Origin of the sequence: Psychrobacter sp. FME6, from assembly GCF_014861365.1 — a bacterium.
GTDB lineage: Bacteria > Pseudomonadota > Gammaproteobacteria > Pseudomonadales > Moraxellaceae > Psychrobacter.
In genome coordinates this window covers 1-12,065 of the sequence record NZ_RRYW01000088.1, presented here as the reverse complement: position 1 = coordinate 12,065, position 12,065 = coordinate 1, and the positions used below count along the sequence as shown (strand labels likewise).

The window sequence follows — 12,065 nt, the reverse complement described above, 5'->3', positions numbered from 1 at the left end:
TACAAAGGGTACGAGCAAAAGATTTATGGCATTTGTCTCATCGATTGATTCGTAAGATTCTGTCTCATAATCTATGCTTTGTACTCAACAAAAAACTTGGTAACCCGCCTCTTCAGTTTGAGTTGCTTATTTCAAGTTGAGAGTGGGGTATTGATTATAAATATTACCTAAAAAATAAAGACATTACCAAAAACGAGAACCTTGTCGCATTTAAGGATAAAAGCCCAGAGGGTTATGAGCAATGGCAATCAGGCGCATGGACTATCTCATCAGACTGGTACAAGCAAATGCAGACCAAATACCCTTGGAATCTATCTATCAGTATCAATGGGCAAGAATGGAATGGCGAATACTACGCTGAATTTGCCAATATCGAAAGATTTGCTGTACTTGATGAGCAGTTGGGTAAATACGAAAACACGCTTAAAGCAGTACCGACTAAGATAAGAACGTGGGCGACTGATCAAGAGTCTGGCGAGCGCACCGAAGTTGAAGTACATCTATACCCTAGACCGCAGTGGTCTGCTCGAAGTCTTAGGAATGCCTCATATCAGCCCTACTACCAAGACCCCAATCTAAACCGCTTCTTTAAATACTTTAAAGAGTTGTACCCCAATCGTTCCCTTGTAACTAATGAACAGCCAGCCAGTCCCGATAAGTTTGCCACACTTAAGATAAACTTTGATAAAGACTTAGTTTTAACCGAAGCTTACTTGCAAAAGGGCAATCAGAAAATACCGATTGAAGGCGCTTATCAATTTTCTCGTGCGCCAATAGATCTTGAAGAAGGTCAATATACCGCTGAACGGGGTTATCCTATATTTATTACTGAACCAAATGCAGAAGACTTAAGCGATCCTGCTTTTGTGGATATTGATTGAGCCTAATATTAGTATCGATTGCGGTAACGTTGATATTAATCGCTATGTTTGCATTGCTAGCGGTAGCATTTGCGTGTTTGTGGATAATAACTGATATGGCTTACTGGGTAATACAGTATTAATGATTGTTCATCTGATGACAGTTATCAAGCTTGATGAGATGGAAATTTATATGTAAGAGGTAGTACTCGATAAAAGAATAGCGCTTATTATTTTAATGGCTGAGAGGAGTTAGCAACGCATCTTGCTGATGTTGCACGATTCTGATTAAGTTTAGAATCGTCATCAATTAGAGGTGGATTGGGCAATTTGTGCCAGCGTTTTACGCTTACAGGACCCATCACCCTAATATTTCTAGCGTCACCTTCATTGGCATCCACGCTGCGCAATACTTTTTCTTTACCAGTTGATGGACCTTGTGGGTTATGCTCAGGACTATTTCCATAATACTTGGCATCATGCCAATCAATCATCCACTCATAGTTTTGATTGGTCATATCATACAGTCCTAATGGATTAGGCGGATATAAACCAACAATTGGTACGTCCAAAATACTGTTATATTTATTACTGAATTCACGTGCTTGATCAAATGTCCATACATTACGTCCATCATCTACTTTGCCAGTATCGGTTGGGAATAACACATACTGACCGCGATTACGCGCCGCATACTCCCACTGAGCTTCGGTCGGTAAACTCATCGGCACATCTAACTGTTGGCCCAGCCATTGACAATAATGCTGCGCGGTTTTCCAATTAATACCAGCAGCAGCTTTGGGTTGGTGTACTTTTTTCGCGTATTCTTGCATTCCTTCTTTAGGCTGCCCAGTCACCATACTATAGATATCAAAGTCACCATAGGTCGCCTTATAAGCATTCATACTAAAACTATCAAGTGTCACCTTATGCAATGATTTATTATCACCACCGCTAGAGATCGGCATTCCTTCAGTCCAATCGAGCTTAGAACCAAAGTCACCCATCTCATAGCTACCCCCCTCAATAAATTGCATGTTTTCTTTTTGCTGCGCTAAGAAGTTATTCAACTGCTGCTGTTCATCATCGCTTAGATTACTACGGGTTTGCGGTATGCCAGCGCTATCAACAGGAGTGACAGCTTCTTTAGCACAGGCAGTCATGGCAAATAGCGGTAAGATAAACAAAGATACGAATAAAGGCTTTAGCGTCATAACAAGCTACAGTGATATTTTGTTGGGAAATTAAAGAGATTATACTAATAATTTGTTTTGATTGTCCAAGTAGAGATATTAAATAACCCAACGAACATCATAGACAGACTTGGCGAGTTTGCTTGAAGTGAATGATTTGGATTTTATCTTACTAACGACAATCAAGTTGCTGGCTTTGACAAGTTCGTTGGTGACCTTATGGGTTAAATGTTTTCGGGTATTTTTGATTTTGGTATGTTGAGCAATGGCTGGTTTTTCAGCATAGTGATGAGTGATTTTAGTTTGCAACTTATCGCCATCACTGCTGACGCCTGATTCCACACCCTAGAAGTGATGTGATTTATAGCTCTTTTTGATAAAAAAAAGAGCTTAGTAAATCAGCTCTTATTTATATTGTTTTATACCTATTAACTCACCACCGTCATACTTTACCGTAGACCTTGTTCAATATACTTATCTTTGTGCTTATATCCCTATTTCGGATTGCATGACCGCACTTATTTTAATCGGTACCGCAAAGCTCCATGGCGCACCACCACTGCAATAAAAAAAAACATCGCTAAATGACACAATATAAGCGGTAAAATCATTACCACAATGATCCATCATAGCGAGCTCGTCACTCTCATCACAAACTGCACACCATATCTGCTTATCACCACGTAATATCATCGCTCGTGTTAAATCGCTTCCCTTCAAATCGTTATTCATCATTAGCCCCTCAATCATCCTAAACCCTTTGACAACAGCACATTGTTAAAGAGTTAATTTCACCAACACTCAATCTCAGTATCGGCATGAGCTATAAGCAACTACTGCGGTATGTATGAAAAACAGCCCAAGGCGTTGCTTACTTTTTTTACAAAAATCCATTCCTTTAGACACTATAGTGTAAAACACCCTAATCAAAACTAACATATCTAATTTTGAAATACATGACAAACGGTGAAATTGTCAGGACAAATGGTAGGTTACGTTGACTAATATTTGAGGGTAATGGACATTTATCATGCTGGTACAGTTTTACAGGGACTCGACTATCTTACTATAACTATACTGTCTTTTCTTACCTGACTATTTATCTACCTGACTATCTACCTACTTACTCAAAATTCGTTAAAATTCAGCTAATAACACTAAAAAAGCGGCTAAATCAGGTAAAATAGTGATTATGACAGCTTTTATAAACCTTAACCCTCGTAAAATAATTCATATAGATATGGATGCTTTTTATGCCAGTGTAGAGCAACGTGACTTTCCTGAGTTGCGCGGTAAACCATTGGTCGTTGGCGGTGATCCAAGTGGTCGAGGTGTGGTCGCAGCAGCCAGCTATGAAGTACGGAAATTTGGCGTACGCTCGGCTATGTCTTGCTATGAAGCGCGAAAACGTTGTCCCGAGGTGATATTTGTCAGGCCGCGTTTTGAGGTCTATCGGGCAGTAAGTAGCGACATCCGTCAAATCATGTACAGTTTAACACCGCACGTTGAGCCGCTATCGTTGGATGAGGCGTATCTTGATGTCACGGGGCTACAAGTCCATAAGGGTTCAGCGACATTAATGGCCAATTGGCTAAGAGCGCAGATTCTAGAGCACACAGGTCTGAACGCATCTGCTGGCGTATCATTTAACAAGATGCTAGCCAAAATTGCCTCTGATATCAATAAACCCAATGGTACAGCCATTATCACCCCAGCAGATGCCGATACCTTTATTAGCACCTTGCCTATCGAGCGCTTCCACGGTATTGGCAAAGCGACTGCCAAGCGCTTGCATGCGATGGGTATCAGTGATGGCGCTGACCTTCGACGCACGCCAGCCGCTGTATTGGTACAGGAATTTGGCAAGCGTGGACAGTTTTATCACGATATCGCTCATGGGCGTGACGAGCGTGCGGTGAAATCTGAGCGGACGCACAAATCTGTTGGCTCGGAGACCACCTTTAGAGACAATCTAAGTGATGATGACCAATTACGCGTACAGATTTATGAGCAAAACGCCGATGCCTTTACTCAATTGCAAAAAAAACAGCTACTCGCCTATACCATTACCCTTAAAATAAAATACGCAGATTTTACTCAAATTACCCGCTCACACACGCTATCAACGGCATTTGATAGCGCCAAGTCTGCACATCATTGGCTCGATAAATTATTTTTAGATATTCCTCGTGGGTTACCTATTCGCCTAGTGGGCGTGACTTTTTCTTCATTAACCCCTGCTGCGCAATTACTACCGCAGTTGAATTTATTTGAATAATCTAGGCCATGTCTTCGACTTATTATAAAATAAGCAGCCGACTCTAAATACTTTATTGATGGTAATATCAATACTTAACGCTTAGGCTATTTAGTATTTCCAAACGGTTTTTAAATGGCTTTTATGCGCATGAGTCCTTATTAAACCATCCTTTCATAGGCTTGTTTCTGCTACAATTACGCTAAAATTTATACTCATATAAAGACTGATTATGACCAATTCCCACACTATGCACTCTGATACCAACGCCTTGATTGATACCGATAAAAACAACGGCGGCTTAAACTATTTGAGCGTTGAGGATTATGATTATGTGCTACCAGACGCCCTGATTGCACGCTATCCCTTAACGCAGCGTTCTGCCTCAAAATTACTGTATTTGCCTGCTGATAATCAAAGCAATAAGTCTCACATAGAGGATCGTTTGTTTGCTGAGTTGCCTGACTTATTAAATACTGGGGACCTGATTGTATTTAATGATACAAAAGTCATGAAAGCGCGGCTATTTGGTCAAAAAGATACAGGCGGTAAGATTGAAGCATTGATTGAGCGTTTGGTTGATATCTCAGATTTAGATATCACGACTTTACATTTAAAGTCTACAGATGATGAACCTGTCAAAACAGAGCACGTTGCGCTTTGTCATGTTAAAGCGAGTAAAGCGCTTAAGCTTGGGCAACGTCTGCAACTTGCTGATGGTCATATGCATGCAGTGATGATTGGTCGTCAGGACAATTTATTTATTTTAGCGTTTGATGCGCCTATCTTGCCGCATTTAGAGCTTTATGGTGAGCTGCCTATTCCGCCTTACTTTGAGCGTCATGCTGATGACACAGATAACACTCGATATCAAACGGTTTTTCACGACCCAACCAAGCTTGCCAGTGTGGCCGCCCCTACCGCAAGCCTACATTTTGATGAAACGGTACTGAGCAAACTTGCTGCAAAAGGGATTAATACTGCTTTTGTCACCTTGCATGTCGGTGCAGGCACATTCGCGCCAGTGAAAACAGACAACTTGCTCAATCACACCATGCATAGCGAATACGCTCATCTGCCACAAGCCACTGCCGACCTTATTAATCAAACTCATGCCAATGGCAAGCAGGTTATCGCGATTGGTACGACAGTGACACGCGTGCTCGAAACGGCTTATCAAAAAACAGCGGTTGACGGGCAAGCGCTCTCTAGCTGGTCCGGTGACACCGATATATTTATTTATCCGGGGTTTGAGTTCGGGGTGATAGATCGACTGTTGACCAATTTTCATCTGCCCAAATCCACACTCTTAATGCTAGTATCGGCATTTTCGGGTAAAAGCGCTATTGAGCATGCTTACCAACATGCTATTAATAAGCAGTACCGCTTCTTTAGCTACGGCGATGCCATGTTGCTTGATAAAGCAGCCGTTGCTTAAGTAATCAATGATAGTCGAGGAAAAACTTATGGAACACAATTCAAACATTTTGTGTATTGGTAACAACAGTTGTGAAATAAACTGGTAAACTAAACGCTATTTTGTTATAACAACAAAGATAACCTACATCCTAAAGGGCTGCACATGTCTTGTCATTTATCTCATCGCTTGACTACTGTACATCGCGCGGTATCGATGGCATTACTTTGTTCTATAAGCTACGCAGCCTTAGTGTCGAGTGCGCAAGCTGCAACGATTGGTAAGACGGTTGTCACCTCTTCTCAACATGAGCCTCTCGCAGCAAGTATCATGGTTACCAACATCCACGCGGCTGATTTTTCAGCAAGCTTAGCAAACTCACATATTTATCAACAAATGGGTTTGACACCAACTGACTCGATGACCGTCCGCTTTAAGCCAACTTCCGCGACCAGTGGTCAAGTATTTATTACCACATCGCAGCCTGTATCTAAACCATTTGCAGATGTGGTGCTAGCCATCAATGATAAAGGCCAACGTAATGTTGTGCCCAAGACACTGCTGATGCCACTCAACGATGGCGTACCTATAGATGGCGTCCCTATAAAAACCGCTAAAAATATCGTAACGGGTGCAAAAAAACCCAGCTTACCAAGCGTGTCAGCAAACAATGATCAACCATTGACTGTCAGAAAAGGCACACCGCCGCCCTTGATATCATCGCTTAAAACATCAGCACCTAAAATATCAGCGCCTCAGTCATCAACAGAATTATTGGCTTCAAAATTGCCAGCACCCAATATTCAGGCACCGACAGTGACCTCTACCTTGCAAGGTAACAATCTTACTTATGCGCCTAGTCGTCTGGATAATGGTCGTTTGAATAATGATCGTTTAAACAACGGCTTTGAGGTAAAAAGCACGGACAACAACTCGGATACTAATGATAGCAAACCTAACTCGGCAAGCCGCCTAGACAATGGTCGCTTAAGTAAAAACACAAGCAATGCTGTTATGACAGCTGATGCTAGTAATCTCGACATCAGCTCTGCTAAAAACGTATCTAAGGATGTTGCAAATGATGTAAAAAATAATAAAAACGTCGCTGATAATAAAGCTGCAAGTAGCAAGGTGCTGATAGCTGCTGAGAATCCTGATAAATCATTCGACACTTTAAACATAGAAATCATCCGCCAGATACAGCCAAGTGATAAAACAGATGCGAGTGCTAGCATAACGGCAGCCTCACCTCTTACGCCAACACCAAACAACGACGTCTTAGACACATCGAACGCTAACTCTGAGGTTAGTAATACATCTACATCCGCTACTTCAAGCGGTAATATACCCGCTAATACATCGCCTAAGCTCAACAATAATAATAGTACTACTGCTGTCACAGCAACTAGTAACAGTGCAGCCCAGTATCAAGTACAACGCAACGATAGCCTATGGGTTATCGCACAGCAGATCGCGAAGGAAAATAATTTAGACATTCAGACAGTAATGAAGCAAATTCAAACGCAAAACCCCGGTGCTTTTATTAATAAAGATGCTGGTCAATTAAAAGCCGATGCCAAGCTCAGCTTACCCAGTTACGATGTCGTCCCATCACAGCAGAATTTAGAAGCTGCTATTAGCGCGCAAAAACAATATAGCCGCCGAGCGAATACACCGGTAATAAAGAAAACCACTAAAACACCCCCTAAGACAGCTCAAGCGACCAAGCGCCCTAAAAAGCCAAAAATTACTAAAACGCAAACACTGCCTAAAGCACAGTTCTCATTGCTCGCTCCTGGTCGTAATGGTAGCGCGGATGGCACTCAAGAGAAGTCAGCTTCGGCGACGGGTAACGGCCTCAGTACAGATATATTAGCAACCCTCAAGGCATCAAGAAAAAACACAGCATCACAAGCTCAGCAATTGTCAAAAATCAGTAGTGCACTTGATAGCTATACCAAAAAAATTCAATTACAAAACCAAAAACTGGCTGAGCTACAAGCTCGTCTCGAAAAACTACGCAATCAATAACTGCCTGACTGATCAACGCAATATGCCGCGATCATAGGCGTGGGAGTAACTATGGACAATATGCTATATATCATCGCAGGATTGGTGCTTATATTATTAATAGCTGGATTGGTATTGCGCAAAAAGAAAGCGCAACAACCTCCGACCCAGCCGTATGTAAAATCAGGAAGAGATGCCTCTACTCCAACACCGATGCCAAAAGCAGATATTGACACTACCATCCCGAGCAACAAAGAGGGTGACAATAAATTCGATCATATTGCGATTGCCCAACGCTTTATGGATCAACAGCGCTATGACAAAGCGATTGAAACGCTTAACCGTGGGCTAATCGAAAGACCTAAAGATAACCAGTTGTCTCTTAAACTACTCAGCATATATGCGACCATTAATCAGCCAGAAAACTTCAATAAAGTTTATGATGCGATTAAAATACAGAATGACGCAGAAAGCATTGTGTTGGCCGATGAGTTAAAAACGTTGTTTTTTGAAGAACAGAATTCAGAACTCACACAAAACTTACCAGTGGAAGAAGAAAAAAACTTTGAGAGTATCGATTTTGACCTCCCTACTCGTCAAGACGATAGTCAACATACCGTATCTGAAACGCCAGTCATTGACTCAAATAGCGATGCATTGGTAAATGAAACAGTCGAGGATAGCTTCGACCTTACGCTGAGCGACTTAGAGAACGATCTTAACGAACCTAACACAACTGATACTGCGCCTGCTACAACATTAGATATGGCAGACGATGAAAGCCTCAATACGGTTAATATCGATACATCTGGTAATGACGCGGCAATCGTCGAAGACAGTAACTTAAACGATATTAGTAACTCTGATGACCTTAGTGACTTCGACTTTAGCCTTGATTTATCTGAAGAAAACGACAACCTAACGACAACCTCGATAACTTCAGACAGCGCTGATAGTACTAACGAAGAAATGGCACTAGAAAACGAAGAATTTGTTTTAGATTTTGACGATTTAGTCAGCGATACCGATAAAGATACTGATGCAACAATCGCTGCAGAATTAACTAGCGATGCAAGCCAAAGCCTTGAAGATGATTTTACATTGTCTTTAGACAGTCTCGATGAGTCAAATAGTCTAGAAATTGCGTTAGAAAGCGACAAACCTACCTTTGAATCCAATAGTGATATTGATGGTCTTGTGCTAGAAGATAATGGCTTTGAAAGCATCAACCTCGAAGAATCGTTTAAGGATAATGAGCTAGAAATCAGCCAGCCTGAAGAAACCAGTGTTGCACCGACTGCACCCATGCTATTCGACGACAATACCTCACTAGATGATGCGTATGATTTAGACGCGCCAACAGCAGCTACCCCAGTCGACGTTGAGACTGAGATTGCGACTGAAGAAAGCTTTTCTACTGAAGGGCCTGTTGAAACAGCAGAAGACTTCTCATCGCGCTTTGCAGCAGACTTTGATTTTGTAAAAGCATTAGACAGCAATCAAGTGACACTGGATTTGGCTGGCCAATACTTACAGTTGGGTGAGTATGACAGCGCCAAACGTCTGCTCAATGAAGTAATCAATCAAGGCAATAGCGAACAACAAAGCCAAGCACAAGCATTACTGGAGCGTACAGCATAATCAGTATAAGTAGACTTACTGCTGTTTAGTCGCTAAAAGCCATATCGGCAAGTATTCTATCGCTGAAGAATACTTGCCGATTTTTTTGCATTTAGCCTTTATACTCTTTATTATCACAATAAGACATGCTGTAGCTGCTACTAGAGTACCGCCTTCATCTTCCTTTACTGCATCAATATAAGCCAACCTCTGCTATGACAAAGACACTCTCCGACCCTATTCAACTGATTTATGCTGGTGGTACATTTGGTAGCTACGGCCGACCTTTAACGCCTTTATCGGCAGAGATATTTTTGCCAACGTTGCAAACACTACTGACCGAACAAGACAACGCCGTCAATTTACCAAAAATCTCTTGGTTAGATAATGCCCTGATTAAAGACAGTAGCCAACTTACTCCCAATGATTTTGTGCATTTTTATCAGCTTTTACTGACCGCTTATGCACAAGGTGATAGGCGCTTTGTGTTAATCACTGGCACCGATACCTTGAGCTATTTGGGGGCATTTTTAGCAGAGGCATTTGCTGGCAGCGATATTTGTGTGGTGGTTACTGGCAGTATGCGTCCGTTATTGGACAGTGAGGTGTTGCACGACTACCGTATCGACGCTCATAGCGATGCGTGGGACAACCTTAACGATGCATTAAAAGTGGCCGCAGCAGGCGAATCAGGGGTTAAAATTAATTTTGGTGGTGAGTCGTGGCCTGCGCAAACGGTACAAAAAATTCACAGCCATGACTTGATGGCATTTACAGGGCACTCACGGGCAGCCTATCCTGCCAATAGCTATATAAACAGCCTACCAGATACCCGCCGGCAACACTGGATCGACGATCAGCAAGCGGTGCTTAAGGATATCAAAACTCGCGCTGAGCAAGCCCGTATTCATGCGCTTTATTGTTTGCCTAACGATACTAAAGTAATGAGCAATCAGCTACAGGCTTTATTATCACAACCGCCCTCTGGCATCATCTTGCTAGGGTTTGGCGCTGGTAATGTGCCTTACTCTGTAGCACTAGCAGAAACGTTAGATCTTGCTTATGAAAAAGGACATATGGTGATATGTGCCAGTCAATCACCGTTTGGCGGTGTCAGTGACACTTATGCGGCGGGTAGCTGGCAATACGATCATCAGGTGATTGCTGGTGGACGCTTAACCATTCCTGCCATTTATGCCCGACTATTATGGCTGTTACTGCGTTATGACAGTCCAGCGAAACGCCGTCAGCGCTGGTCAAATAATGTTAGTCAGACTGGGACAGCCATTAAAAAACGCTAAAGACGATACAGTTAATTTGCTTCAAAAATGATACAGCGCTATTGGCTATAATTTTATTTTGAACTGATTATATTACTCTCCACCAATGATAAGCACCAAAACTACCATGTCCGACACCAATATTAGCGAATCTGAAGGCTCGCCAACCTATACCTTAGCGATTGCTATTGAATTTTTAGGCACACATTACCATGGCTGGCAACGACAGCGAGAAGTGCTAGGAGTACAAGAAGCGCTCGAGACAGCTATCAGCAAAGTCGCCAACGAACCAGTAGAGGTCGTTGCGGCGGGACGTACTGATGCCAGTGTGCATGCTAGCAATATGATCGCCCATTTCACCACTCATGCCTACCGCCCTACTCACAACTGGCTACGCGGTGTGAATAGCCTGTTGCCTGACGACATTGCTCTACGCTGGATCCAACGGATGCCAGCAGACTTTCATGCGCGCTTTGGTGCTATTGCCCGCCGTTATCGCTATATCACTCTCAATCAGCCACAGCGCCCTGCTATCCTCAATCACCAAGTGACCCATATTTATGAGCCGCTTGATTTAGCTGCGATGCAACAGGCGGCGGCTGATATCGTTGGTACTCATGATTTTAGTAGTTACCGCGCCGCCGCGTGTCAATCTAATCAGCCAGTACGTACCATCAGCCACGCCAATCTCTTTGCCCATGGGCAATTTATCGTTTTTGATATTCAGGCCGATGGATTTTTGCATCATATGGTTCGTAACTTAATGGGGACGCTATATGCTATCGGCAGACACGAGTTAGCGCCCACAGATTTTCTGACTATTTTGCATAAAAAAGACCGTACCATTGCACCACCGACCGCCTCTGGTGATGGTTTATACTTTATCAATGCTTATTATCCTGAACGCTTCCAGCGATTATTTCCAGATGCGCCTTTGACCCCTATCTGGTTAAACTTGCCTAACTAAAGGAATAGAATCTGGCATACATATCACTTACAGACTGTCAAGCAAAAATCAGGTTCCGTATTGCTTTAATCCGCTAACTTACGTATAATATGGGCTTATTTTCAATCGATTGATACAAATTATGGCAAAAGACGATATTATTGAATTTGAAGGCGAAGTCATTGATACCCTTCCAAATACTTTGTTTAAAGTTCGTTTAGAAAACGGACACGAAATTATTGCACACATCTCTGGCAAGATGCGTAAGCATTACATCCGCATTCTGACTGGTGATAAGGTTAAGGTTGAAATGACCCCCTATGATCTCACCAAAGGTCGCATTACTTATCGTGGTAAAAACTAATTTTTATTAACTAAAATGGTTTTGACTTCCTCCCCACCCTAAAAGTGAAGGGGATTCCTACTAAAGACGGCCAAGCCCGACCGCGAGAATGTTTTTTGCTCCATTAACGTCCCGTTGA

At 42.4% G+C, this 12,065-nt stretch carries 11 protein-coding genes and 1 pseudogene; 9 read left to right on the top strand and 3 right to left on the bottom strand.

What is annotated here, in order from left to right:
* Both EI162_RS11455 and EI162_RS11450 read left to right on the top strand, forming a co-directional pair.
* A pseudogene (locus tag EI162_RS11455) lies at positions 1-140 on the top strand (IS982 family transposase); the annotation flags it as partial.
* 147 nt (positions 141-287) lie between these two features.
* Entirely contained in the window at positions 288-881 is a 594-nt protein-coding gene (locus EI162_RS11450; RefSeq protein ID WP_192524474.1) for a hypothetical protein, read from the top strand.
* A 209-nt stretch (positions 882-1,090) separates the two neighbouring features.
* Here EI162_RS11450 and EI162_RS11445 read toward each other — a convergent pair whose 3' ends face one another.
* From EI162_RS11445 to EI162_RS11435, 3 genes are all read right to left on the bottom strand, one after another.
* Positions 1,091-2,074, bottom strand: coding sequence for a formylglycine-generating enzyme family protein (locus EI162_RS11445; protein ID WP_192524473.1), 984 nt, complete (start codon positions 2,072-2,074; stop codon positions 1,091-1,093).
* A 78-nt stretch (positions 2,075-2,152) separates the two neighbouring features.
* Complete coding sequence (locus EI162_RS11440; protein ID WP_192524472.1) at positions 2,153-2,362, bottom strand: hypothetical protein; 210 nt, start codon at positions 2,360-2,362, stop codon at positions 2,153-2,155.
* A 177-nt stretch (positions 2,363-2,539) separates the two neighbouring features.
* A complete protein-coding gene (locus EI162_RS11435) occupies positions 2,540-2,788 on the bottom strand; it encodes a hypothetical protein (RefSeq protein WP_225736979.1) in 249 nt (82 codons plus the stop codon).
* Between the two features lie 457 nt (positions 2,789-3,245).
* Between EI162_RS11435 and dinB the strand changes: the two genes are divergently transcribed.
* From dinB to infA, 7 genes are all read left to right on the top strand, one after another.
* A complete protein-coding gene (gene dinB / locus EI162_RS11430) occupies positions 3,246-4,331 on the top strand; it encodes a DNA polymerase IV (protein ID WP_192524471.1) in 1,086 nt (361 codons plus the stop codon).
* Between the two features lie 229 nt (positions 4,332-4,560).
* Positions 4,561-5,748: a tRNA preQ1(34) S-adenosylmethionine ribosyltransferase-isomerase QueA gene (queA, locus tag EI162_RS11425; RefSeq protein ID WP_413038389.1), complete on the top strand. Its 1,188-nt coding sequence runs from the start codon at positions 4,561-4,563 to the stop codon at positions 5,746-5,748.
* Between the two features lie 144 nt (positions 5,749-5,892).
* Positions 5,893-7,758 (top strand): FimV family protein, encoded by a 1,866-nt coding sequence (locus EI162_RS11420; protein ID WP_192524469.1) that lies wholly within the window; start codon positions 5,893-5,895, stop codon positions 7,756-7,758.
* A 51-nt stretch (positions 7,759-7,809) separates the two neighbouring features.
* On the top strand, positions 7,810-9,378 hold the full coding sequence (locus EI162_RS11415) for a FimV/HubP family polar landmark protein (RefSeq protein ID WP_192524468.1): 1,569 nt from the start codon (positions 7,810-7,812) through the stop codon (positions 9,376-9,378).
* Between the two features lie 194 nt (positions 9,379-9,572).
* Entirely contained in the window at positions 9,573-10,658 is a 1,086-nt protein-coding gene (locus EI162_RS11410) for an asparaginase (RefSeq protein WP_192524467.1), read from the top strand.
* Between the two features lie 106 nt (positions 10,659-10,764).
* Positions 10,765-11,604, top strand: coding sequence for a tRNA pseudouridine(38-40) synthase TruA (truA, locus tag EI162_RS11405; protein WP_192524466.1), 840 nt, complete (start codon positions 10,765-10,767; stop codon positions 11,602-11,604).
* Positions 11,605-11,725: 121 nt separating this feature from the next.
* On the top strand, positions 11,726-11,947 hold the full coding sequence (gene infA / locus EI162_RS11400; RefSeq protein WP_068036477.1) for a translation initiation factor IF-1: 222 nt from the start codon (positions 11,726-11,728) through the stop codon (positions 11,945-11,947).
* Positions 11,948-12,065: the final 118 nt, after the last annotated feature.